At 70.9% G+C, this 22,495-nt stretch carries 29 protein-coding genes and 1 pseudogene; 13 read left to right on the top strand and 17 right to left on the bottom strand.

The window, feature by feature from the left end:
- Nucleotides 1-40 precede the first annotated feature (40 nt).
- From B4U46_RS17060 to B4U46_RS17050, 3 genes are all read right to left on the bottom strand, one after another.
- On the bottom strand, nt 41-1,333 hold the full coding sequence (locus tag B4U46_RS17060) for a DEAD/DEAH box helicase (RefSeq protein WP_107438279.1): 1,293 nt from the start codon (nt 1,331-1,333) through the stop codon (nt 41-43).
- Nucleotides 1,334-1,619: 286 nt separating this feature from the next.
- Nucleotides 1,620-1,823 (bottom strand): cold-shock protein, encoded by a 204-nt coding sequence (locus B4U46_RS17055; RefSeq protein ID WP_079428392.1) that lies wholly within the window; start codon nt 1,821-1,823, stop codon nt 1,620-1,622.
- A 261-nt stretch (nt 1,824-2,084) separates the two neighbouring features.
- Nucleotides 2,085-2,561, bottom strand: a complete 477-nt coding sequence (locus B4U46_RS17050; RefSeq protein ID WP_079428390.1) for a DUF5994 family protein — start codon at nt 2,559-2,561, stop codon at nt 2,085-2,087.
- A 239-nt stretch (nt 2,562-2,800) separates the two neighbouring features.
- Between B4U46_RS17050 and B4U46_RS17045 the strand changes: the two genes are divergently transcribed.
- From B4U46_RS17045 to B4U46_RS37420, 4 genes are all read left to right on the top strand, one after another.
- Nucleotides 2,801-4,072: a cytochrome P450 gene (locus B4U46_RS17045; RefSeq protein WP_079428388.1), complete on the top strand. Its 1,272-nt coding sequence runs from the start codon at nt 2,801-2,803 to the stop codon at nt 4,070-4,072.
- On the top strand, nt 4,044-4,367 hold the full coding sequence (locus B4U46_RS17040; protein ID WP_079428386.1) for a plasmid stabilization protein: 324 nt from the start codon (nt 4,044-4,046) through the stop codon (nt 4,365-4,367). Before B4U46_RS17045 ends, B4U46_RS17040 begins: the two co-directional genes overlap by 29 nt.
- A 14-nt stretch (nt 4,368-4,381) precedes the next feature.
- On the top strand, nt 4,382-4,942 hold the full coding sequence (locus B4U46_RS17035) for a type 1 glutamine amidotransferase domain-containing protein (protein WP_079428384.1): 561 nt from the start codon (nt 4,382-4,384) through the stop codon (nt 4,940-4,942).
- A gap of 114 nt (nt 4,943-5,056) precedes the next feature.
- A complete protein-coding gene (locus tag B4U46_RS37420; protein ID WP_159036760.1) occupies nt 5,057-5,248 on the top strand; it encodes a hypothetical protein in 192 nt (63 codons plus the stop codon).
- Nucleotides 5,249-5,292: 44 nt separating this feature from the next.
- On the opposite strand, the gene B4U46_RS17030 is transcribed toward B4U46_RS37420, so the two are convergent.
- Nucleotides 5,293-5,568: an isoamylase early set domain-containing protein gene (locus B4U46_RS17030; protein WP_079428382.1), complete on the bottom strand. Its 276-nt coding sequence runs from the start codon at nt 5,566-5,568 to the stop codon at nt 5,293-5,295.
- 251 nt (nt 5,569-5,819) lie between these two features.
- On the opposite strand from B4U46_RS17030, the gene B4U46_RS17025 reads away from it, so the two are divergent.
- Genes B4U46_RS17025 through B4U46_RS38065 form a run of 3 tightly spaced genes read left to right on the top strand, consistent with a single transcriptional unit; the run spans nt 5,820 to nt 6,868 of the window.
- Nucleotides 5,820-6,314, top strand: a complete 495-nt coding sequence (locus B4U46_RS17025; RefSeq protein ID WP_079428380.1) for a DUF5994 family protein — start codon at nt 5,820-5,822, stop codon at nt 6,312-6,314.
- The gene (locus B4U46_RS17020; RefSeq protein WP_079428378.1) at nt 6,311-6,667 is read left to right on the top strand and encodes a PRC-barrel domain-containing protein; all 357 of its coding nucleotides are present in this window, start codon (nt 6,311-6,313) and stop codon (nt 6,665-6,667) included. Before B4U46_RS17025 ends, B4U46_RS17020 begins: the two co-directional genes overlap by 4 nt.
- Before the next feature lie 30 nt (nt 6,668-6,697).
- Nucleotides 6,698-6,868: a hypothetical protein gene (locus tag B4U46_RS38065; RefSeq protein ID WP_167747593.1), complete on the top strand. Its 171-nt coding sequence runs from the start codon at nt 6,698-6,700 to the stop codon at nt 6,866-6,868.
- A gap of 19 nt (nt 6,869-6,887) precedes the next feature.
- On the opposite strand, the gene B4U46_RS17015 is transcribed toward B4U46_RS38065, so the two are convergent.
- The 4 genes from B4U46_RS17015 to B4U46_RS17000 form a co-directional block, all read right to left on the bottom strand.
- Nucleotides 6,888-7,172 carry a hypothetical protein gene (locus B4U46_RS17015; protein ID WP_079428376.1) on the bottom strand — a complete coding sequence of 95 codons (285 nt, stop codon included), beginning with the start codon at nt 7,170-7,172 and terminating at the stop codon, nt 6,888-6,890.
- Between the two features lie 52 nt (nt 7,173-7,224).
- Nucleotides 7,225-7,503 carry a hypothetical protein gene (locus B4U46_RS17010; RefSeq protein ID WP_123995771.1) on the bottom strand — a complete coding sequence of 93 codons (279 nt, stop codon included), beginning with the start codon at nt 7,501-7,503 and terminating at the stop codon, nt 7,225-7,227.
- A 5-nt stretch (nt 7,504-7,508) separates the two neighbouring features.
- Complete coding sequence (locus B4U46_RS17005; RefSeq protein ID WP_079428374.1) at nt 7,509-8,084, bottom strand: DUF5994 family protein; 576 nt, start codon at nt 8,082-8,084, stop codon at nt 7,509-7,511.
- Between the two features lie 207 nt (nt 8,085-8,291).
- On the bottom strand, nt 8,292-8,492 hold the full coding sequence (locus B4U46_RS17000) for a hypothetical protein (protein WP_079431815.1): 201 nt from the start codon (nt 8,490-8,492) through the stop codon (nt 8,292-8,294).
- A 291-nt stretch (nt 8,493-8,783) separates the two neighbouring features.
- Here B4U46_RS17000 and B4U46_RS16995 point away from each other — a divergent pair, with 291 nt between their 5' ends.
- Nucleotides 8,784-9,674, top strand: coding sequence for a helix-turn-helix domain-containing protein (locus tag B4U46_RS16995; RefSeq protein ID WP_079428372.1), 891 nt, complete (start codon nt 8,784-8,786; stop codon nt 9,672-9,674).
- Between the two features lie 313 nt (nt 9,675-9,987).
- Here B4U46_RS16995 and B4U46_RS16990 read toward each other — a convergent pair whose 3' ends face one another.
- Nucleotides 9,988-11,688, bottom strand: a complete 1,701-nt coding sequence (locus B4U46_RS16990; RefSeq protein ID WP_237292939.1) for an ice-binding family protein — start codon at nt 11,686-11,688, stop codon at nt 9,988-9,990.
- A 590-nt stretch (nt 11,689-12,278) separates the two neighbouring features.
- Here B4U46_RS16990 and B4U46_RS16985 point away from each other — a divergent pair.
- Entirely contained in the window at nt 12,279-12,755 is a 477-nt protein-coding gene (locus B4U46_RS16985) for a cupin domain-containing protein (protein WP_079428368.1), read from the top strand.
- Nucleotides 12,756-12,839: 84 nt separating this feature from the next.
- On the opposite strand, the gene B4U46_RS16980 is transcribed toward B4U46_RS16985, so the two are convergent.
- Nucleotides 12,840-13,190 carry a MerR family transcriptional regulator gene (locus B4U46_RS16980; protein WP_079428366.1) on the bottom strand — a complete coding sequence of 117 codons (351 nt, stop codon included), beginning with the start codon at nt 13,188-13,190 and terminating at the stop codon, nt 12,840-12,842.
- Nucleotides 13,191-13,696: 506 nt separating this feature from the next.
- On the opposite strand from B4U46_RS16980, the gene B4U46_RS16975 reads away from it, so the two are divergent.
- Nucleotides 13,697-14,056, top strand: a complete 360-nt coding sequence (locus tag B4U46_RS16975; RefSeq protein WP_079428364.1) for a hypothetical protein — start codon at nt 13,697-13,699, stop codon at nt 14,054-14,056.
- A 205-nt stretch (nt 14,057-14,261) separates the two neighbouring features.
- Here B4U46_RS16975 and B4U46_RS16970 read toward each other — a convergent pair whose 3' ends face one another.
- From B4U46_RS16970 to B4U46_RS16955, 4 genes are all read right to left on the bottom strand, one after another.
- On the bottom strand, nt 14,262-14,822 hold the full coding sequence (locus B4U46_RS16970) for a DUF1772 domain-containing protein (RefSeq protein WP_237292937.1): 561 nt from the start codon (nt 14,820-14,822) through the stop codon (nt 14,262-14,264).
- Nucleotides 14,823-14,878: 56 nt separating this feature from the next.
- The gene (locus tag B4U46_RS16965; RefSeq protein ID WP_079428362.1) at nt 14,879-15,808 is read right to left on the bottom strand and encodes an NmrA family NAD(P)-binding protein; all 930 of its coding nucleotides are present in this window, start codon (nt 15,806-15,808) and stop codon (nt 14,879-14,881) included.
- Nucleotides 15,809-15,882: 74 nt separating this feature from the next.
- Complete coding sequence (locus B4U46_RS16960) at nt 15,883-16,392, bottom strand: hypothetical protein (protein WP_079428360.1); 510 nt, start codon at nt 16,390-16,392, stop codon at nt 15,883-15,885.
- Between the two features lie 113 nt (nt 16,393-16,505).
- Nucleotides 16,506-17,027, bottom strand: a complete 522-nt coding sequence (locus tag B4U46_RS16955; protein WP_079428358.1) for a MarR family winged helix-turn-helix transcriptional regulator — start codon at nt 17,025-17,027, stop codon at nt 16,506-16,508.
- 211 nt (nt 17,028-17,238) lie between these two features.
- On the opposite strand from B4U46_RS16955, the gene B4U46_RS16950 reads away from it, so the two are divergent.
- The gene (locus B4U46_RS16950) at nt 17,239-17,955 is read left to right on the top strand and encodes a DUF998 domain-containing protein (protein ID WP_079428356.1); all 717 of its coding nucleotides are present in this window, start codon (nt 17,239-17,241) and stop codon (nt 17,953-17,955) included.
- Here the strand turns inward: B4U46_RS16950 and B4U46_RS16945 are convergent, their stop codons facing one another.
- Both B4U46_RS16945 and B4U46_RS16940 read right to left on the bottom strand, forming a co-directional pair.
- Nucleotides 17,956-18,921, bottom strand: a complete 966-nt coding sequence (locus tag B4U46_RS16945) for a sigma-70 family RNA polymerase sigma factor (protein WP_079428354.1) — start codon at nt 18,919-18,921, stop codon at nt 17,956-17,958. It lies immediately after the preceding gene.
- 165 nt (nt 18,922-19,086) lie between these two features.
- Nucleotides 19,087-19,573: pseudogene (locus B4U46_RS16940) on the bottom strand (sigma factor-like helix-turn-helix DNA-binding protein); the annotation flags it as partial.
- 31 nt (nt 19,574-19,604) lie between these two features.
- Between B4U46_RS16940 and B4U46_RS16935 the strand changes: the two are divergent.
- Together B4U46_RS16935 and B4U46_RS16930 are read left to right on the top strand one after the other, a co-directional pair.
- Complete coding sequence (locus tag B4U46_RS16935) at nt 19,605-20,663, top strand: NAD(P)/FAD-dependent oxidoreductase (RefSeq protein ID WP_079428352.1); 1,059 nt, start codon at nt 19,605-19,607, stop codon at nt 20,661-20,663.
- Between the two features lie 56 nt (nt 20,664-20,719).
- Nucleotides 20,720-21,163 (top strand): ester cyclase, encoded by a 444-nt coding sequence (locus B4U46_RS16930; RefSeq protein ID WP_079428350.1) that lies wholly within the window; start codon nt 20,720-20,722, stop codon nt 21,161-21,163.
- 263 nt (nt 21,164-21,426) lie between these two features.
- Here the strand turns inward: B4U46_RS16930 and B4U46_RS16925 are convergent, their stop codons facing one another.
- Complete coding sequence (locus B4U46_RS16925; RefSeq protein ID WP_079428347.1) at nt 21,427-22,410, bottom strand: GlxA family transcriptional regulator; 984 nt, start codon at nt 22,408-22,410, stop codon at nt 21,427-21,429.
- Nucleotides 22,411-22,495 lie beyond the last annotated feature (85 nt).

Below are 22,495 nucleotides of genomic sequence, written 5' to 3'. Positions count from 1 at the left end.
GGCACGGTGCCGGCCCGGGCGGGTGGCGTCCGCCTGAGGGCTACGTACCGGGGACGGGGACGCCCGAGGGGGTGCGCGCGCCGGTGATGCGGTGCAGTTCCGCCTCGCCGGGGCGGACCCGGGTGATCCGGGGCTGGACGCCCGCTCCGGACATGAGGCGGGCGGTGGCACGGCGCTGGTTCGGCGTGACCAGGGTGACGACGCTGCCGTGGTTCCCGGCCCTGGCGGTGCGGCCGCTGCGGTGCAGGTAGTCCTTGGGGTCGGCCGGCGGATCGACGTTGACGACGAGGTCGAGGCCGTCGACGTGGATGCCGCGGGCGGCGACGCTCGTGGCGACGAGCACCGGCACCTGTCCGCTCCTGAACCGGGCGAGTGCGCGGGTGCGCTGCGGCTGGGACTTGCCGCCGTGCAGCGCGGCGGCGAGCACCCCGCGGGCCAGCAGGTCCCGGGTCAGCAGGTCGACGGCTTCCTTGGTGCCGAGGAACATGATCACGCGCCCCGTGCGGGCGGCGATCTCGGCGGTCGCGGCCTGTTTGTCGTCGGCGTGGACGTGCAGGACGTGGTGCTCCATCGTGGTCACGGCCCCGGCCGCGGGGTCGACGGAGTGCACGACGGGGTCCGACAGGTAGCGGCCGACGAGCCGGTCGACGCTGTGGTCGAGGGTGGCGGAGAAGAGCAGCCGCTGGCCTTCGGCGGGCACCTGGTCGAGGAGTTCGGCGATCTGGGGCGCGAAGCCCAGGTCGGTCATCTGGTCCGCCTCGTCCAGGACGGTGACGCAGACCCGGTCCAGCAGGCAGTCGCCCCGGGCGATGAGGTCCGTGAGCCGGCCCGGGGTGGCGACGACGATCTCGGCGCCCTTCCGGAGGGCGTAGGTCTGCCTGCCGAGGGGCGTTCCGCCGACGACCGTGGCCAGCCGCGATCCGACGGCGCGGGCGTACGGCGTGAGCGCGTCGGTCACCTGCTGCGCCAGCTCGCGGGTGGGGACGAGGACGAGGGCGAGGGGCCGTCTGGGCGCGGCCCGCGTTCCGGCCGTACGGGCCACCAGGGCGAGGCCGAAGGCCAGCGTCTTGCCGGAGCCGGTGCGGCCGCGTCCCAGGACGTCCCGGCCCGCGAGGGCGTTCGGCAGGGTCGCGCCCTGGATGGGGAAGGGCACGGTGACGCCTTCGGCGGCGAGCACGGCGAGCAGACCGTCCGGCAGGTCCAGGTCGGCGAACGCCCCGACCGCCGGCAACGGGGGAGCGGACGGCGAGGGGAGGGTGATCTCATGCCGCCCGAGGACGGGGTCCCCGTCGTCCCGGACGGAACGACGACCGGGCGGGTGCGTGCTGTTCATGCGGGACCTTCCTCGGTGCGAGACGCGTCAAGGAATGTCCGCGGCGAAGGAGCGGAACGCAGTATTTCCCGACGGCTTCGAATGGGGCATGAAAGCTGAACCGCCGGAAAAGGGGCCCGAAAAGCCCGCTCGGCGGAGGGTGGTGGCGCGACTCGGAGGTGATGTCCGGCCGCCGGCCACGACGGGTCCGGGAGCGGATCCGTTCGGCAGGATTTCGGTGGGGCGTACGCAGCTGGGGCCCGCACCCCGAAGGATGCGGGCCCCAGCTGCGGCGTGCGTGTCAGGCTCAGACGGAGACGATGTTCTCGGCCGTCGGGCCCTTCTGGCCCTGCGCGATGTCGAAGCTGACCTTCTGGCCTTCCTGCAGCTCACGGAAGCCCTGGGAGGCGATGTTCGAGTAGTGGGCGAAGACGTCGGGACCGCCGCCGTCCTGCTCGATGAAGCCGAAGCCCTTTTCCGCGTTGAACCACTTCACGGTACCAGTGCTCATGTTGTATCTCCTTCGAGGATCATCGGCGTCCGCACTGTGCGGAAACCATGTCGCCGTGATGATTGCCCCGCCGGATAATCCGGAGATGAAAAAAGCACTCCCGCCGCCTTTGGGGGCGGCTGAGGACACCTGAAGTTTCGGGAACAGAACCACAACTGCAACTGAAATCGAGACTAGCACGACACCGTCCCGAAAGCCGGTCGAAAATCTCCGCTCCTTTTGCGCGGCAGTAATCCTTGTCGCGCCGTCTGTCGAATTCTCCTACCGCGGGGGTAGATATGGGCTCCGCCTGCGCATGCCGTCCGTCACCTCCGCCTCCGTGCTCTCCGCGGACATGACCACTCCGGTGTCGTGGACGTTGCCGGGGGTGGACGCGGCGGCCATCAGCCGCGCGGCGGAGGCGGGTTCGGCCTCGGGCGGGACCACGAGCAGGTCGCAGCGGCGGAGGCTGTACGAGAACAGGATCATCGTGTCGCGGTCCTGCTCGGAGAACCAGCCGACGTTCAGGCTGCGGCCGTGGACGGCGACCGTGTAAGGGAGGGCGGGCCACGGGTCGGGGTTCGCCGTGATACGTGTGATGCGCCCCCAGTGTTCCTCCAACGCATCCACCAGAGCCGGGAGTTCGGCGGCGAGATCGCGCGAGTACGGCCACCAGGCCCCGTCCAGCAGGCCGGCGAGGGAGGTCTTCGGGGTCAGCGCCAGGCGCACCTGGCGGGCGGGATCGGTCGTGCTGGTCATGGGGCGCGGACCCGTCCCCGGTACGCCCGTGAGCGGCCCGGCGTAACGATCTCCGGGAACGACGTCCGCGTGGAGGCGGGTGTACGGGGTGCTCCCGGTACTTCCAACGTACTCCGCGCCGGGAGCGGACGCGGGCGCCGGGCTGAACGGGCCGCACCGGGCCGCACCGGGAGGCGAAGGGTTCCCGCGCCGGCCGCCCCCTCGCGAATGCGCGCCCCCGCCCCGGGTAGGCGCCCGGCATGTCCGGTCACCACATAGACAGCACCCTGTCCCTGCTGGCCCACGGCTACGCATGGGCGCCGGACCTGCGCCGCGCCCACGACGGCGCGCCCCTCGTGCACACCCGCCTGATGGGGCGGCCGGCGGCCCTGCTGCACGGTCCCGAGGCCGTGTCCCTCTTCTACGACGAGAGCCGCGTCGAGCGGCACGGCGCGCTGCCGTCACCCGTGCTCGACACCCTCTTCGGCAGGGGAGCGGTGCACACCCTGGACGGAGCCCGCCACCGGGAGCGCAAGGAACTGCTGGCGTCCCTGCTGATGTCACCCGAGGCCGTCGGCGGACTGGCCGCGCGGGTGGAGAGCGGCTGGCGCGAGGCCGTGACCGGCTGGGAGGGCCGCGCGGTGGTGCTGTTCGACGAGGTGGCGACCCTGCTCGCGGGGGCGGTCTGCGACTGGGTGGGTCTGCCGGCCCCGGGCGACGCGGCCCGTGGGATCGCCGAGGACTGCGTGGCCATGGTCGACGGGTTCGCCACCGCCGGGCCCCGCCACGTACGGGCCCGCCGCGCCAGGCACCGCCAGGAGCACGACCTCATGGCCGCCGTGAACCGCGTCCGCGCACAGGACCCGCACCTGGTCCCCGGCACCGTGCTGGAGACGGTCGCCCTGCACCGCGGCCCGGACTCCGCCCTGCTCGATCCGCACACGGCAGCCGTCGAACTCCTCAACATCATCCGGCCGACCATCGCCGTCGCCTGGTACGTCACCTTCGCCGCGCACGCCCTCCACCGCCACCCGGACCAGCGTGACCACCTGCGCACCGGCGGTCCCGCCCACGCCCGCGCCTTCGCCCACGAGGTCCGCCGCTTCTACCCCTTCGTGCCCTTCGTCGCAGGGCTGGCCGCCCGGGACGTCACCTTCGCCGGTGACCAGATCCCGGCCGGGACGCTCCTCCTGCTCGACGTGTACGGGCACCAGCACGACCCCGCCCTGTGGGAGCGGCCCTACCACTTCGCCCCGGAGCGCTTCCTGCACCGCGAACCCGGCCCCGGCGAGCTGATCCCCCAGGGCGGCGGCGACGCGCGGACCGGCCACCGGTGCCCCGGTGAGGACATCACCCTCGCCCTGCTCTCCGCCCTCGCGTCGGCCCTCGCCCGCACCGACCCCGCCGTACCGCAACAAGACCTGTCCATTCCGCTGAAGCGGATCCCCACCCGGCCCCGCAGCGGATTCGTCATCGAGATCGCATCGCAGACAAGGAGTCACCATGCCCCGCGGTTCCAGCCCCAAGCGTGAACGCCAGTACGAACACATCAAGGAGAGTGCCGAACAGCGCGGTGAAAGCACCGAGCGGGCCAAGGAGATCGCCGCCCGGACCGTCAACAAGGAACGCGCCCGCGCGGGCGAATCGAAGACGGCCAGCCGCTCCTCCCTCGACGACATGTCCTCCTCCAAGCGGGGCGGGCAGCGCTCCCACAGCGGTGCCCAGGGCCCGACGAAGGAGCAGCTCTACAACGAGGCCAGGCAGCGCAACATCAAGGGCCGTTCCCAGATGGACAAGGCGGAACTCAAGCGGGCCCTCGGCCACTGAAGGAGGCGGACGTCGTGCGCATCGCGTTCCTGACAGCGCCCGAGGGCGTGGAGGAGACCGAACTGACCGCACCCTGGAAGGCGGTGGAAGCCCAGCACTGGATCCCCCAGCTGGTCTGCACCGCCCCCGGACGGGTCCAGGCGTTCAGGCACCTCGACAAGGCGGGTACCTACCCCGTCGATCACGTACTCGCCGGTGACACCGCGGACGCCTTCGACGCGCTCGTCCTGCCCGGCGGGGTCGCCAACCCCGACGCCCTGCGCATGGACGAGCGGGCGGTCGGATTCGTGCGGGCCTTCTTCGAAGCCGGCAAACCGGTCGCGGCGATCTGCCACGCGCCCTGGACCCTCGTGGAAGCCGACGTCGTACGGGGCCGGACGCTGACCTCGTGGCCGAGCCTGGCCACCGACATCCGCAACGCGGGCGGTACCTGGGTGGACGAGGAGGTGCAGGTCTGCCACGCGGCGCCCGCGGTACTGGTCACCAGCCGCAAACCCGCGGACCTGGACGCGTTCTGCGCCGCCCTCGTGAGGGAGTTCGCCGACACCCGCCACTCCGCGGCCGCTCACACCTGACACCGGCGCCCCGTCTGCGGCCGTTCATCCGAATGGCCGCACGCACCGGGGCATCCGGTGGGCTGACGGGGTTACCTGGTCGGAGGAACGATCCCCTCGATCCAGGGAGGCGGCATGTACCAGATGTGCGCAGGCCCTACGGCAGCGGACCCCGGCCCGGTGTGGCACGTCCTGTCCAAGAACGGCACCGACACCACCCTGTGCGGAGCGCCGGTTCCCGCTGTTGCGGAGGAAACGATCACGGAACGGCACTGCCTGTCCTGCCTGGACGTCCTCCGCGACCTGATGCGGCCCCAGGCCGCCTGACGGGGAGGACGACGGCAGGGGCGGCCCGGCCGGGGGGGGGCGGCTCAGGTACGGACGCGGCTGTTGGGGCCGTCCTGGCCGTCAGCCGACTCGTCGTTGAACCAGTAGTCGCCGGCGGCCAGGTACCGGAAGGAGTGGTTCGTCTCCCGCGGCAGGGCGACCGTCACCGCCCGCGTCATCCCCTGCCTGTCCTGGAGGGGATGGGCGTAGGGGTCCCAGCCGTTGAAGTCGCCCACGACGCTGACCGGCCCGGGCGGGGTGTCCGCGGGGAGCACGAAGGTGATCTCGGTGCGGTCCTCGCTCTGCTTGCGTTCGAGCACGACGGCGTTCTCCTGTCGGAAGGTGAGGGGGCGCGTTCATCCTGCTCCGGCTCCGGTCCGGCCGCACGCCGACACGGCCGAAACGGTCATACGACCCGAGCCCGGCGTGGCGCCGCGCGGGTCCCTTCCCGTCGGCTGCACCGGCCGTCGGCCCCGAGCATGACCGCAGGCACGCGGGTACCCTGGGAAACACGGCGGTATCTCGTCGGCCATGAGGTGTCGGCGGCGCCGCGCAGTCAGGCGAACCCACCATGGCCGAATCAGACGCCCCCACCCCTCCGAGGCTCCTTCCGGACGAGATCCACCGAGCGGTGAAACCCGGCACGGCCCTGCTCAGGCTGCAGACGACGCACTCCCGCGAAGGCGTCCTCGACGGCGCTTGGTGGCCGCGCTCCCGGAACGTGGCGGCCGAGCTGCCCGACCTGATCCAGGCGCTCACCGCCCACCTCGGCCCCATCACCCGGGTCGGCCTGGACAGGGACGCCTGGGAGGAGGTCCCGACCCGGGTGGTCGTCGACGACCGTCTCGTGCACCTCGACTCCTTCCCCGTGGGCGACGACACCGTTCTGATCACCCGAGGCGACAACGACCACTTCGCCCTGATGGTGGTGCCGCCGGACACGACGCCCGAGGCGGCGCGTGACGCCATGGCCCGCGCGGTCCGAGCCGACAACGTCACCCAGGCCGCGGAGATCCTCGTCGCCTCGCTTCCCGAACCCGCGACCGGCCGCGAGGAGTCGACATGATCCGGATGGCGGACATCCGTGAGTGGCGGACCCACGACGTGCTGGACCACCGGGGCCACAGGATCGGAGCGCTGGAGGCGATCTACGTCGACACCGGCACCGACGAGCCGGCCATGGCCACGGTCCGGGTAGGCCTGCCGACCCGGCAGCGTCTGGTGTTCGTCCCGTTGGAAGGGGCGATGGTGGGGCCGGGCTATGTGCAGGTCGTTCACGACAAGGCGCTGGTGAAGCAGTGCCCGTCGATCGGTACCGACGACGTACTGCCCGCCGAGGACGAGGAAGCGGTCTTCCAGCACTACGGCCTCCCCTACGAGCCCGGGGCGAAGGGCGAACGGCAGCTGGCCCGCCGCTGAGCCCCCCGACCGACCGAGGGAGCATCCCCCATGACGCTCTTCCTGGCTCTGATCATCGTCGCGTTCGTGCTGGGCATCATCGGTGCCACCGTGCACGGACTGCTCTTCCTGCTGTTCATCGGCATCGCGGTACTCGTGGCAGCCGTCCTCTACATGGCCCTGCGCACCCGCCACTCCGCCCGCCACCGCCCGCTCAGGTGAAACGTCCGCAACGCACCGGTCAGGCCGGGCCCGGGTCCGTCCCTTCCTCCTCGGCCTCCATGCGCCGGATCCCCTCGTGGGTGAGGGTGACCATCGCGGGGGTGTTGCCGGGATCCCAGTCGACGGTGACCAGCCCTTCGCCCACCAGGTAGGTGCAGGCGGCGGCCAGGTCCTGTTCCGGCACGTTCAGGTCGCGCCGCAGCTGTGCTCCGGTGATGCCGAGGAGGCGGTTGCCTTCGACGGCTCCGTACAGGACCTGGAGCACCTGATCGCGGTAGGTCTTGCGTTCGCGCAACGTGGCCATGACCGCGTCCTTTCGTGTGCGGGGCTCCGGGCTCCGCAACCGGTCCGGCTTCTCAGGTCTCGTCGGAGTGGGCACCGCGGTCGACGGGTCGGGGCGCCGAGGCGACCCGACCGCTGCCCCCGGCCGGAGGAAGGTGTGTTCCTCGCCGGCGGGCATCCGTGCGGTGGGCTCGACGTCCGGTGTCGTCCGGCAGGCCAGGAGGCCTCGGCAGGGGGTCGCTGAAGTGGTAGACCGCGATCCGGGCGTCGTGCTGGGCGTTCAGCAGGTGGATCCAGCGCGCTCCGACGGCAATCGCGAGGATGATCACCCCGACGAGGACGAGGGTCTCCACGAAGCTCACCTCCAGCCGTTTCCGGGCAGCGGCAGGGCGGATCTGTCCATGCGGTTCCCGAAGGGGGACATGCAGGCCCCGCCTTCGCTCTCCCAGAGGGCCTCGCGGCGGCGGGCGTCACGGACGCCGCGCCCGATGACGGTCTCGTTGGCCATGAGGACACCCGCGGTGAGGACGCTGCCCGGGATCGCGGCGGCGGACATCAGCCGGGCCGCGGCCGCGGGCTCGCTTTCGGGCGGGATGACCAGGAGGTCCCAGCGGCCGACGGTGTAAGAGAGCAGGATCAGCTTGTCGGGGTCCTGTTCGGTGAACCAGCCCACGTGCAGCGTGCGCCCGTCCCATGCGACCTTGTGCGGGATGACGGGCCAGCGGGTGGGGTTGACGGTGACGCGGGTGACGCGTCCCCAGGGTTCCTCCAGGGCGGTGACGAGCGGTGGGAGCTCGGCCTCGAGGTCGCGGGAGCGGGGCCACCAGGCCCCGTCCAGCTGGCCGGCGAGCGTGGTCTTCGGGGTGAGGGACAAGCGGACCGGGAACTCTGCGGCGAGGTCGCGGGACGCGGTCCGGTCGAGGATGGTGGTCATGATGCGGACCTGCCCCCGGGCTGCCCGTCGGCAGCCCGGTCTTTAGGCGATCGCCGGAAACGACACCCGCGTGAAAGCCGGTGTGCGAAGTACTCCCGGTGCTTTAACTGTACTCCTGTTCGACGGACTCTGACCGGCGTGACCAGGTGATTTCCCGTGGGCGGCGGAGCGGCCGGGCTCTGGGCCTGCGGGCGAGCGGTGCTCTGGTCAGAGCCCTTCGTCGTGCAGGTCCTCTTCGCGCAGCAGGTCGTTCTCGCTGCGGCGCGGGGTCTCCTTCCGGCCGGGCTTCTGTCCCCTCTCACGGGACTGCCTGCCCGGCTGGGGCTGCGCGGGGTCCCCGGGGCGACGGTGTTCCTGCGCCTCGCTGCCCTTGCCCGGCTCCTGACGCTTGTCCTGCCTACCGTCCATGACGGCGTCTCCTCTCTCTGCGGGGTACGGATATCCCTCTCTGATCACGCTGACACGCACAGCGACGGTCTGCATCACGTCGACGGCGAAGCGAGGCCCGGTCGACGTCGACGCCGGCATCACACGGCGGCTCCGGGGCGGTGATCCTGCAGGGAACCGTGGTCATCCCGGAGACGGGCGGCGTGGCCCTCGCCCTCACCGTGCACGACACGCCGTCAAAGCGGATTCTCTCGATCCGACCGTGTCAATCTGCTCGACTGTGCATGGTTTTCGAGCGGAGGTAAGCGTCCCGTGGGCGTCACGGTCAATCCCACCGTCAGCAGGCGCCGGCTGGGGGCGGAGCTCCGCAGGCTCCGGGAGAGCAGCGGCATGACGACACAGCAGGTGGCGGAGCAACTGCTGATCTCCCAGCCCAAGATCAGCCTGCTGGAGAACGGCCGCCGCCTCGTCAAGCCGCGCGATGTGCGCGATCTCTGCCGCCTGTACGGAGTCCAGGACCAGCGGAGTGTGGACCGACTGCTGCGGCTGGCCCGGGAATCGGGTCAGCAGGGTTGGTGGAACGCCTACGGCGACATCCCCTACGGCCCCTACATCGGCCTGGAGGCCGAGGCGGCCGCCATCCGGCTCTACGAGCCGCTGGTGATCCCCGGCCTGCTGCAGACCCCCGCCTATGCCCGGGCGGTCATCGCAGGAACGATCCCTCATGCCACGGCCGAACAGGCCGCCGCACGCCTCCAGGTGCGACTGCGGCGCCAGGACCGGCTTGGCGCCCCCTGCGACCCACTGCGCTTATGGGCCGTACTGGACGAATCCGCACTACGGCGCGTCGTAGGCAGCCGTGAGGTCATGCGCGAGCAGCTGGACCATCTGAACCGCCTCGGTGGCCGGCCGCACATCACCGTGCAGGTCCTCCCCCACGCTGTAGGCGCGCACCCGGGTGTCTTGGGGCAGTTCTCGCTGCTCGAGTTCTCCGACGCCACCGATGTGAGTGTGGTGTATCTGGAACGGTTCACCAGCGACCTGTATCTGGAGAAACCTTCCGACGTGCTGCTCTACAGGGAGATGTATGCGCACTTGCAGGCCCAGGCACTGAGTCCGGACGGTACCCGGCGTCTCATCGACGAAGCCGTCAAGGCGTACGCCGGCCCGGAACCTCCCGCTCTTCGCCGACCGGAACCATGACGCCGTCGGCCAGTGCGCCGGTGAACCCGGACGCTCGTCGCGTGAGCACGCGATGACGACGACGGTGACGTCGATGACGCGAGTGCCGTGGGCGGAGCTGATCACTCGCGAGCGCGCCGGGCTCCTGGACGAGGTGTCCAGGAGCCCGGCGGCCGAACGGCGAACGGGACGTCCTACGTGCTGGATTGGGCTTCGGCCCCTGCCGCCGATGCGTACCCGGCCGTCGGTGACGGGAGGGTGGAACACGCGCCGGTCCCCCGAGTGGCCGGGACCGAAGGGTCAGGGGCGTGAGGACGCCACGTCCGCGACGGGGCTAGCCCTGTCGAGGTGTCGTACCTCGCCGGATTCTCTTCCTGGCGAAGCGGAGCGTGCCTCCGACGAATGCCAGCACTGCCGCAGAGGCGGCCATGATGCCGGTCCCGTCGGTTGAGCCGGCCGCCGTAGGCTGCTGGCCGGTGGCGGCGCTCACGGGGGCGAAGTTGACCTTTTTGGCCGCCTGGCCGGGACCACCGTCGGGGTGGTTCGGCATGACGTCGGCCCACGGTGGTTTGCCCTCGTCGCGGCCGTCCTGACCGTCCTCGCCCTTGTCGTGGTCGTGGTTGCCGTCCTGGTCGTGGTCGTGGTCCTGGTCGTGGCCGCCGTCGTGGCCGCCGTCGTGGTCGTGGTCGTGGCCGTGGTCGTGGTGGCCCTTCTCGCCCTTGTCACCGCGAGGCCCCTTGGGTCCTGCGGGCCCGGTGGGTCCGGTCGGTCCGACAGGTCCTGCAGGCCCTGCAGGACCGGTGGGTCCGGGGGCACCGGGGCTGCCCGTGGGTCCGGGGCTGCCCGTGGGTCCGGGGCTGCCCGTGGGTCCGGGGCTGCCCGTGGGTCCGGGGCTGCCCGTGGGTCCGGGGGAGCCGGTGGCGCCGGGGCTGCCCGTGGGTCCGGGGCTGCCCGTGGGTCCGGGGCTGCCGGTGGGTCCGGGGGAGCCCGTGGGTCCGGGAGCACCGGGGCTGCCGGTGGGTCCGGGGGAGCCGGTGGGTCCGGGGCTGCCGGTGGGTCCGGGGGAGCCCGTGGGTCCGGGAGCACCGGGGCTGCCGGTGGGTCCGGGGGAGCCGGTGGGTCCGGGGCTGCCGGTGGGTCCGGGGGAGCCCGTGGGTCCGGGAGCGCCGGGGGAGCCGGTGGGTCCGGGGGAGCCGGTGGGTCCGGGGCTGCCGGTGGGTCCGGGGGAGCCCGTGGGTCCGGGAGCGCCGGGGGAGCCGGTGGGTCCGGGGGAGCCGGTGGGGCCGGGGGAGCCGGTGGGTCCGGGGGAGCCCGTGGGTCCGGGAGCGCCGGTCGGGCCGGTGGCGCCGGTCGGGCCGGTGGCGCCGGTCGGGCCGGTCGGGCCGGGGCTGCCGGTGGGGCCGGGAGGTCCGGGTGGGCCAACGGCGCAGTCCGGCCTCGTAATGGTGTTGTTGTCCATCGTGACCGCGCCATTACGCGCCAGGGCGCGGCCTTCGATCACGGCGCTGTTGTTCAGCGTGATGGATTCCAGGGCCAGGATGTTGCCCTTGAACTGGGTGGTCGTGTCGATGGTGGCGGAACTGCCCACCTGCCAGAACACGTTGCAGGGACTTGCTCCGTTGATCAAGCTGACGACACTTGCCGGAGCCGTGGTCAGGGTCGAGGGGATCCGGAAGATGAAGACGGAGTTGGGGTCGTTCTGGCCGTCGAGCGTGACCGTCCCGGTGAGCTGAATGAACGACGGGGCCGTATAGACGCCGGGTGCCAGCGTCAGTCCGCCGATTTCGGCCGAAGCGAGCACGGTTCCGGGCCCCCGGCCCGCCGCGTCGTCGTAGGCGACGACGAGGTCGGACTTCGCCTGACCGGCGGCGGCGTTGGGGAATACGCGCTTGACCCCGTTGATGATGCCGGGGGGGAAGCCGGTCACCGATGTGCCCGGGTAAAGCCCCAGGTCGCCATTGATGACGGTGGGGTTCGTGTTGGTGATCGTCGAACCGGCCAGGACCGCGTAACTGGTGGCGGTCCCCAGTCCCACGGTGGATTCCGCGGCGTGGGCGACGTTCGGGACCAGGACGGCCGATGCCAGGAGCGCTGCGGGGAGCAGGGCAAAGGCTCCCTGTCTGAGCAGACTGCGATAAGGGCTTGTGTCGGGTGGATCCGACCGGATGACATCCAACGCCATAGCAGGACCTTTCTTGTTGCTTCGATGCCTGGTCCTCCGGAAGGAGGATCCCGAGAGCCCGCGACGATGACTGCTCAGGGCTGCACGTTCCTGCCTGCTCCGGCGCCGCCGGGCTCGCCCTGGGCGAGGAGGAGGCGACTCCCCGCCGGAGGTGATGATGCACCGTCACCCCACATGACTCACGCATATTTCACAGCAATAGCTAATAAACCGGAAAAAAGGGACTATGCGAGTGACGCCCCGCCAGAGAAGCCCATGGGTTGCCCGCGCTGCGATCCGGGGGCTGTGCGCCATCGTTCTGTTCGCCGGCTCCCTGCCGGCCGTGCGGTAGCGGCTCGCGTGCTTGCGGCCGCAAGAGCCCATGGCTCTGAGAATGTTGACGTGGGCGGGCACAAGACCGAGAGCGTGTACCGCGTGTCGCCTTCGTCGACTGGGAGAGAAGTATGACCATCAAGGACATCGGGCCGGAACCGCACAGCTTCGACCTTGAGGAGGCGACGCTCGAGAACACGGACTACCGCGTGGTCGCCTGGTCCGGGAAGTACCTTCAGCTGACCCTGATGTCGATCCCGGTGGGTGAGGACATCGGCTTGGAGGCGCACCCGGAGACCGACCAGTTCCTCCGGCTCGACGCAGGCCGGGGCCGCGTCCAGATGGGCAGCACGAAGGACCGGCTCGACTACGACCGGGAGGTCGAGGACGGCTGGGCGGTCTTCGTACCCGCAGGCACGTGGCACAACGTCACCAATATCGGTGACGAGCCCCTCCGGCTCTACGCCGTCTACGCGCCGGTCCACCACGCGTCGGGCAAGGTCCAGGCCACGGCCGCCGACGCGGAGCGCGACGAGGAGGCGGGCAACGACGAGCCGCCGAGCTGGTCGGTCCAGCCTGCCCGGCAGCCTTCGGACGAGCACGCCTGACCGGCGGGGGCCCACCGCGACACCGCGCGGGCCGGCCCCGACGGCACCACCGAGGCCGCCTCACGCACCCGGCAGCCGCAGCCGTCACCCCGCGGCGGGGGGTTCGGCTGCCTGGGTTGCCTGGCTGGTGCGGCGGTATTCGGCGTTGATGCGCTGGGCTTCCGCGAGCTGGTCCTCGAGGATGATGATGCGGCAGGCGGCTTCGATGGGGGTGCCCTGGTCGACGAGCTCCCGGGCGCGGGCCGCGATGCGCAGCTGGTAGCGGGAGTAGCGCCGGTGTCCGCCCTCGGAGCGCAGCGGGGTGATGAGGCGGGCTTCGCCGATGGCACGGAGGAAGCCCTGCGTGGTGCCGAGCATGGCGGCGGCCCGGCCCATCGTGTAGGCGGGGTAGTCGTCGTCGTCGAGACGATCGCCGAACGATTCGCGTGCTGTCATCTGCACCTCTCTCTGGAACGCGTGGAGGGGCCCTGGTGCCGTACGGCACCAGGGCCCCGAAGGAACTGCTTCACCATCTGCCGACCCTAGTACCGCGTCGGCCTTCTGTTGCCGCGGACCTGGCCTGTACTCGGCCGGGGGCGCGGGGATCGCGGTTGCTTGACCGGAGACCACCTCACTATCGATGTCCTGCGGTACCCGGGTTCGGTCTTTCGCCCCGGGCGATCCTGATGGCGGTCAACTCCTCCGTTCTTCCCTCTGAACCGATGTCGTACCAAGCGGGGGACTGCGTACTGCCTACTACTGCTACTGCGTGTACTGATGCCCGGTAGTTCGTCCCTCCGGGCCTTGCTCGATCTCTCGGCTACGAGAGAAACCATAGCCACCCCATCACCGAATGTCTACTTCGGCCGCCATAGATTTTCGTGTGTTCGATGAGGAGGTAATCGGATTCGAACGCGGCCTGATCGGTGTGTGGGCCTCGGCGGGCCATAGAATCGGCTCCCATGTCGAAGCCTGACGAGCTGCTCGTGAACGTCGCTGCCCTGGTGGAGTCCGGGCAGAGCAACCAGATGTCCCTGACCGTGGTCACCGGCGGTGCTGTGATCACCGGCCGGCTGGCTCCCGAAGCCGTGTGGCGGCAGCGGGTGTCGGAGGTGCTGGCGGATTCGGACCGGCTGGGGGAGTTCTCCGGCGTCTTCACCGCCGCCACGCGCAAGGAGGGGCCGCCCACGCACCTGCACTTCCATGTGGCACGGATCCTGCAGGGAACCATGGGCATCCCGGAGACGGGTGGCATGTACCGCGTAGCGATCGAGGACGTCACCGCCTGGACCGTGGGCGACTTCAGCTACTCCGACCACTGATCCACCCCTACGACCAGAACCTGCCGGCAGGGGTGAGCACCCGGTCCGCCCGGGCGCTCACCCCTGCCGTCGGGGTTTCCTAGACCGATTTCGCGGCGGTCCGGATCGTGTCGAGGACGGAAGTCCACCCCGGCAACGGCCGGGGCGCACCTCCGGTAACCCGACCGGGCTCCCGAGCCGCGCCCGTCGCCGTCCTGACCCGGGACTACGTTGAAGAGCGGACGCCCGGAACCGCTTCCGCAATCGGCCTCAGGGCGAGGACGATCAGCAGGGCGAACGCGATGAGGGCGGTGAGCGTGCGCAGGTTGTTGAAGAGTTCCCAGCGCCGCAGGATCTCCGCGTGATCGGCCGGGGCCGAGGTGACCGCCCATTCCTTGATCCGGCCGTTGATCGGCACGTTGCCGAGCCGGGTTATCAGGAAGGACCCGAGCGTCAGAAGACCTGCAGAACCCGCGATCAGCCGGGCGCGGCCGCGTGTCAGGGCCGCGAGAGCGAGGGAGCTCAGCGTCGACGCGGCCATGGTCGCCTGCATGGTGATGCCGTTCATCTTCATCAACTCGGCGTGGAACGACAGCCGCATGTCGAGCGGTACGGCGTTGAAGGTGGGGACGAGGTTGGCCGCGCCGTAGCCGAACGCGCCGGCGAGGAGGCCGGTGGCGAGCAGGGCGAGCCCCTGGACGAGTCGGATGGCCGCCGGCTCCCGGCGTTCGGCTGCGATCGCGGCTTGGATGTCCGCCGCTGGTCTCCGGTGTGTCATGTTCCCCATGACCTCAAGGCTTTCGGCAGCCCCGCCATAAGTCCAAGACTTTGTACATCTCGCAACTAGAACGATCGGTTATGGACCTCCGGCAGCCCGAAAGGCAACTCGGGCTCCGTCCAGGGTCCCCCTCGGAAGAGGTCGAGGTGCTCGTGGAGGAAGGTTTCGAGGGCCCGGGGCGGCCGGCCGAGTATGCGGGTGACGGTGTCGTTGGGCTCTTCGGGGTGGGTGGTGGCCATGTGCTGGATCTCGACGATGTGGGAGGCCAGCCAGCCGGGCATGCGGGCTGTGCCGGTGAGGTGGCGGTGCAGGTCCGTGCCCGGCAGGTCGACGTACTGGACGTCGCGTTCCAGCAGGCTGCCGAGCAGGTCGGCGAGCTGGGGGTGGCTGTAGGTCCGGTCGCCGGTGAGGGTGTACGTGTGCCCGGCGATTTCGGGGCGGGTCAGCGCGGCTGCCGCCACGTCGGCGATGTCGCGGCAGTCGATGTAGTTGCAGGCCGCGTCCGCCATGGCGCCGTGGATGACGCCGCCCGCAGCGACCCCGGGTGCGAGGAGGAGCAGTTTCTGCATGAACGCGTAAGGGCGCAGGACGGTGCAGGTGGGCCCCGAGCTCCGGAGGGCCACCTCGATGGTGTGGTGTCCGCGGGCGATGGCTACGGGAGAGTCGGGACCGGCGCCGGGGGCGGAGAGTTTGACGATGTGCCCGATGCCGCTCCCGGCGGCTGCTGCGATCACATCGGTCTCCAGGGCGACCTGGGCGGGGCTGTTGGCCATGGTGAGGAAGAGCTGGGTCGCGCCGGTGAACGCGGCCCGCAGGGACGCGGGGGCGGCGGCGTCGGCGGCCAGGACTTCGGTCTGCGAGAGGGTGGTGCTGTCGAGTCGGGTGCGCAGCCGGCCGGGGTTGCGGCTCAGTGCCCGCGTGGGTATCCCGAGTTCGGTCAGGCGGTGCAGGAGGGCGCTTCCGGTCGCTCCGGTGGCGCCCATGACGACGATCATTCCGTGTCCTTCCTTTGGGGCCCGCGTGCGCATCAGGCACGGCCCCACCGATGTGGCGGATGCGGTGAAGGAGTTCAGTGGGTGACGCGGGGGACGGGGGTGGCCCCGCGCCAGCGCCAGGTGGTGATGGCGGCGGCGAGTGCCGCGGACAGCGGCAGGTCCAGGGGGAGGCGTCCGGGCCACGGCGTGCCGGACAGGAACGGCGCCGGCCATACGGCCAGGCCCTTGAGGGCGAGGTGCGCGGCCCCTGCCGCGACGGCCGCCGCCACCAGCCCTGCCCCTGCCGCCAGTACGGCCTTCGGCAGGGAGGCGGCCCAGCGGGGACGGATGCCGGAATGCTGGAGCCGGGCGCCGGTGAGGGCGGCGACGAGCGCCGAGGTGCCCGCGATGGTGGTGAGCGCGGCGACGGCCAGGTCCTGCTGCCCCGAGACGAGTCCCCCGGCGCCGGCGGTCAGAGCGGGAGCGGCGTAGGCCACCAGTACTTCGCGCCACAGGGTGAAGCGCGGCGGGGTGCGTTCCTCGGCGGTCGGGATGCTTCTTCGTCTACCCACGATGGCCTCTCGCTTGGCTGTTGCTTGGATCACTAATAATTAGGCACCTAACTACATGACCATGCGATGCTGCGCATCCTTTGAACTCCTTGAACCCCTTGAGTTCCTTGAACCTGTGGGGCTTTGGGCGGCGCGGGCGACGCGGGCTACTGGTCGGTCAGTGCGCCGATGCCCCGCGTGACCCGGGAGAGCAGGTCGAGGAAGACGGTCCGCTCCTCGACGCTCAGGTCGGCCACCATGGCCTGAAGGCGGCGGAAGTGGTCGGGGGCCAGGTCGCGCAGCTTCCGTGCGCCGCGAGCGGTGAGGACGACCACCGAGGCGCGCCCGTCCTGCGCGGACGGACGCCGAAGAACCAGTCCGTCCTTCTCCAGGGAGTCGATGAGCCCGCTGACCGTCGCGCGGGAGACGCCGAGGCTGGCGGCCAGGAGCGAGGGCGACTTCTCGCCCTCGCTGTCCTCCAGGTCCGCGAGAAGGCGGTAGCGGCCGGTGGACAGCCCGAACCGGGAGAAATGAACCTCGCTCGCCTGGCCGAGCCGGGCCCCCGCGGCCATCAGGCGCACCGCGACCAGTACGGCCTGCGGGTCGGAGTCGAGGCCGTAGCGCCGGATCTGGCGCCTGGCCTGATCCAGCGTCGGGGCCTCCTCGGCCGGGGCCTTCTGTGTGTCCATGTAGATAATATGGAGCCTAACTAACTGGGGTGTCAAGCGTGTTGGCTGCTCGGCGCCTGCCGCGGGGCAGGGCCGGGAGTGGCCGGTGGCGGGGGGCCAGGACAACGGAGCCTCCCGACCCCTGCGTGATCCAGTGCACATCGCCAGGAGCGATGACCTCGCCCCTTGCCGTCGGTCATACGAGCGACACCAAGACAAGGAAGGCCTCGACATGACCCACTCGCTCACCGCACCCCGCGACGCTGTCTCCGCCGAGCCCACGCCGCGACCGGCCGCGCGGTGGGCGGTGGTCGGCGGCATGGTGGCGGGCCCGCTGTTCCTGGGTGCCGGACTCGCTCAGGGCTTCGCGCGGGAAGGCTTCGACTTCACCCGGAACGCCATCAGCCAGCTCGCAGTCGGGGAATCGGGCTGGATCCAGACGGTGAACTTCGTGCTCACGGGAGCGCTGTTGATGGCCGGTGCGACGGGACTGCGGCGCATGCTGCGCGGCACACCGGGTGGGACCTGGGGCCCGGCCCTGGTCGGCGTCTTCGCCGTCTCCTTCTGGGCCGCCGCGGTCTTCCCCGCCGACGCCGGCGCGGGCTTCCCCGCCGGCGCGCCCGAGACGACCGTGATGAGCGGGCACGGCGCCGTCCACATGTTCGGCGGCATGGTCGGTTACCTCACCCTGTGCGCCGCGTTCGTCGTCCTGGCCCGTCCGCTCGCCGTCCGGGGCCTGCGGGGCTGGGCCGTGGCTTCCCGCGTCATGCCGGTGGTCGTCCTCGCGGGGTTCATGGCCTCGGCCGCCTCCGTGCTGGCTTTCACCGCCGGCGCCGGTCTCGGCCTTCTGTGGCTGGCGGCGGTCACGGCCCGTCTGGCCGCCACCCCGGCCGAACGGCGCGCCAACGACCTCGTCGCTCACACCCTCGCCGAGGACAGCGGCAAGTGATCAGGCCGGAACACCGAGGCCGGCGTCCTCGCCCAGGCGGTCCGGCAGGTTGAAGAGAGGGAAGAGGTACGCGGTGTCGCGGAAGGCGGTGATGCTGACGATGCGGTCGCCGGAGAACTCGACGACCTGCAGCGCCCAGGGCTCGTAGCCGGTTCCGTCCGGACGGAGGCGGTACTGGCCGAAGGCGGGGGAGCCGTTCGCCACGACGGGCAGCAGACGGGACCCACGGCAGCCGACGGCCGGACCGGTGAGCCACGCCTGGATGTCGGAGATCCCGCGCATCCACTTCGCGTACGGCGGCAGGCACAGGGTGGCGTCGACGTGGAGCAGCATGTTCAGCTCGTCCATGTCGTAGCGGGAGAACGCCGTGGCATACCGCGCGGCCAGTACCTGGCGGACGCCGTCGGACACCCCGCCGGCCTCCCCACGCCGGGCGGCCAGCGTGGCGCGGGCCCGCTGCAGGGCGCTGTTGACGGAGACGACGGTCGATCCGTGCAGGTCGGCGACCTCGCGGGCGGAGAAGCCCAGAACGTCGCGGAGGATGAGCGTTGCCCGCTGCTTGGGCGGCAGGTGCTGGAGCGCGGCGACGAAGGCCAGGTGCACCGACTCGCCGGCCGCCACCGCGTCCCCCGGGTCACCGCCCGGACAGGGCTCGATCCACAGGGCCCCCTCCGCCGGAGCCCCCGGCGGTGTGGCGCCGTCGGCCGGGCTTGAGAGGTCCATCGGCAGAGCCCGCCGTTTGCCTGTGGCGAGCGCGTCCAGGCACACGTTGGTGGCAATGCGGTACACCCACGACCGCAGGGACGACCGTCCCTCGAACCGCTCGACGTTCCGCCATGCGCGGAGCAGGGTCTCCTGCACCGCGTCCTCCGCCTCGGAGAACGAGCCGAGCATGCGATAGCAGTAGCCGTTCAGCTCCCCCCGGAACTCTTCGAGCCGCTCCGCCACAGCCCCACCGCCACCCACGGCACATCCCCCTTCGTCCCCGTCCCTGACGGCCTCACCTTAGGCGGAGGCCCGTCATCAGGCAGGCCGGCGACTGACGCCGGACCGGCCGGAGTCGGGGCACGAGTGCGGACGGCCGGCCGCGACCCCGACACAGCCCACCGCACGGGCGCGACCCCGCCCGGTCCGTGTCCCGACCGCGGAGACGACACCGCGGGGTCGGCGCGCGGCGACGTGTGACCGTGCCCGGTGGGCGATCTGGCGGACCGCGGCCGGGGTCTTGTCGACGGCCTCCGCGATCTCGTCGTACCCGAGGCCGAACACCTCGCGCAGTACGAACACCGCCCGCTCGGTCGGCGCGAGCGTCTCCATGACCAGCGTCATCGCCATCGACATGCTGTCGGCCAGTTCTACGTCCACGGCTACGTCCGGCACGGTGAGCAGCGGCGCGTTGCTCCCGCACCGTGTCGAGATCGACGCCCGCCCAGCGCAGCCAGGTTTCCCGGAGCACATCCTCCGCGTCGGCCGCCGAGCCGAGTATCTCGTAGGCGATGGTGAAGAGCGGGTTGCGGTGGGTGACGAACGCCTCGGGGGCGGGGTCGGGACGGGAGACGCCCTGTGACGCGCGCCACGTCGAAGGGGTGTCACAGGATTCGGCCCGCCGGCATCTCATGTCCGACCAGTCACACCGACAGGAGGCCGACATGAAGGTTGTAGTGGTGGGCGCCGGATACGCGGGCCTGCTCGCGGCGAACCGGCTCGCCAAGAAGGTGAAGGCCGCCGAGATCGCGGTGATCAACCCGCGCCCCCACTTCGTGGAGCGGGTACGGCTGCACCAGCAGGTTGCGGGGACCGCCGTCGCCGCGGCTCCCCTCACTTCGATGCTGCGCGACGGGATCACCTCGCGGGTGGCTGCCGTCGACAAGATCGGCGACGGCAGCGTCGCGCTCGACGACGGCACGAGCCTCGACTTCGACTACGCGTTCCTCGCCGTGGGCAGCACGGTGCAGCCGATGCCGGGATCGGTCCCGGTGGGCACCTGGGAGGGGGCAGAACAGGCGCGCGCGGCGCTCGCCGCACTTCCCGCGGGCAACACGGTCACGGTGATCGGGGGCGGCGCGACGGGTATCGAGACAGCGGCCGAGGTGGCCGAGGCGCGGCCCGACTTGCGGGTGCGGATCGTCGGTTCGGCGGTCGCCGGGGGCTTCTCACACCGGGCGTACCAGCGGGTCCGGTCCGGACTGGTACGGCTGAAGGTCGATGTCGTGGACGACGGCGTCACCGAGGTCGTCGGCGGCATCGTGCACCTTCGGTCGGGAGCGGCGTTCGCCTCCGACCTCACCCTGTGGGCGATCGTGTCGGGCGTCCCCGACCTTGCGGCACGCAGTGGTCTCAAGGTCGACTCGGAAGGCCGTGCGCTCGTGGACGAGTACCTGCGCAGCGTCGACGACGAACGGATCTTCGTCGTGGGCGACTGCGCGGCAGTACCCGGAGCCCGATTCGCCTGCGCGCTCGCCACGCCGCAGGCCGCTCACGCGGCCAACACCCTGGCCCGCCTGAGCGAGGGCCGCAAGCCCGAGCCGTACGCCCTTCGTTACGTCGCTCGGGCGGTCACGCTCGGACGAAAGAACGCGGTGGGCCAGTTCACCCGCCCCGACGACACCCTCCGGCGGGCCTACGTCACCGGGCGCACCGCGGTCGTGATCAAGGAGCTGGCGTCCCGCGGCGGGAAGTACGGCGCCCGCACGGGCACCGGCGCCTGAACACAGGGCCCGGGCGGGCCCGGACATCATCCCCTCTCAAACCCAGGAGAAGTCGCATGCCGACATCCCAGGCAACAACCAACAGAGCGGCGTTCAGCCGCTTCCACGACACCTTGAACACCGGCGATGTGGAGCTCATCTCGAAGACGATCGACGAGGTCGTCGAACCGGACGTGCTGTTCCACGCGCCGGTGCCGGTGGGTGTGACGGGGGTGCAGGCACTCAAGCAAGTGTGGACAGTGCTCCTTCGCGCGTTCCCCGACCTTCATGTCGCGGTCGAGGACGTGATCGCCGAAGGGGACAAGGTCGTGTTCAGGAACACGGTCACCGGGACCCACCAGGGCGAGTACAGGGGCCTCCCGCCAACCGGAAAGGCCGTCACCTACAGCGAGATCTTCATCTTCCGCTACACGGAAGGCCGGATCGCCGAGATCTGGGGGGTCGTCGACGTCTTCTCGCAGATGCGGCAGCTCGGCGTGATTCCCGGTGGCCCTTCATGACCGAAGTAACGTGGCCCGTGTTGGCGCCCGACGTGGCCGCTGACTGGCACGTGAGGGGTGCAGAGGTCTAGGCAACACAAAAGCCCACGCCGCTGACCTGGGGCTTTGTCGTGGAGCGGATGACGGGAATCGAACCCGCGCTATAAGCTTGGGAATCGCCCGGCACTTGGGCACACGCATAGCGTCTGACCTGCGGGAACGTGCGCCGATGACGTCGTCCTGACTGCTTCGCCGGACCCCTTGTCGACCGCTGTTTACCGCCCCTACTGGCCCGTTGTGGCACGGTCGCCGTCGCCTCCGGGCGCCGGGCGCCGGGTGAACGTGACGCGATACGCGCTGGGCGTCAGCCCGGTGTGCCGGGACAGGTGGTGGCGCAGGGAATCGGTGGTGGCGAGACCACTGAGGTGGGCGACCCGGTCCATCGGCAGATCGGTTGTCTCCAGAAGTTCTTGGGCCCGGATCACGCGCTGGTGGAGCAGCCACTGCAGCGGGCTGAGACCGGTTTCCGCGTGGAACCTGCGGGTCAGGGTTCTGACACTGATGCGGGCATGGGCCGCGAGGTCGGCCCGGGCCAGCGGCTCGTGCAGCCGCTCCAGTGCCCAACTGCGGGTCCCGGCCAGTGACGTTCCGGTCTCCGGCGGCAGTGGCGCCTCGATGAACTGAGCCTGACCGCCGGGCCGCACCGGCGCCGCCACGACCAGGCGGGCGACGGCATTGGCCGTCGCGGCCCCGTAGTCGGCGCGTACCAGGTGCAGGCACAGGTCGATGCCGGCGGAGAGGCCCGCGGAGCTGAAGATGTCGCCGTCCTGGACGTACAGCACGTCGGGGTGGAGCTCGACGGCGGGGAAGCGGCGAGAGAACTCCTCCGACTTGGCCCAGTAGGTGGTGGCGCGGCGCCCGTCGAGCAGCCCGGCTCGGGCGAGCACGAAGGCTCCGGTGCAGATGGATGCGATGCGCTTGCCACCGGCCGCCGCGCGGCGCAGCGCGGCGAGGACGCGTGGGTCGACGTCGTCGCGGGCAGCGGTACCGGTGACGATGACGGTGTCGGCGTCGTCGACGGCTTCCAGCCCGTGGGAGACCGTGATGCCCAGGCTGCCGCTGGTGGCGACGGCTCCTGGCCGGGCGGTGCAGATGCGCACCTGGTAGCCGGGGGCGCCGTCGACCGCAGTCTCACCGAGCACCAGCTCCGGAATGGACAGGTCGAAGGTGGTCGCCGGCGGGACGACGACGACTGCGACGCGGTGCATGGCCCGAACCTCCGGAGGGTTGGCATTCGGGCCACTACCTTACGGATCACGCGGGGCCGAAGGTAGGGAGCACGTCGCCGCGGCC

The sequence above is a fragment of the Streptomyces katrae genome, from assembly GCF_002028425.1.
In the GTDB taxonomy this organism is placed as follows: Bacteria; Actinomycetota; Actinomycetes; order Streptomycetales; family Streptomycetaceae; genus Streptomyces; species Streptomyces katrae_A.
This window is presented reverse-complemented; position numbering and strand designations above follow the sequence as displayed.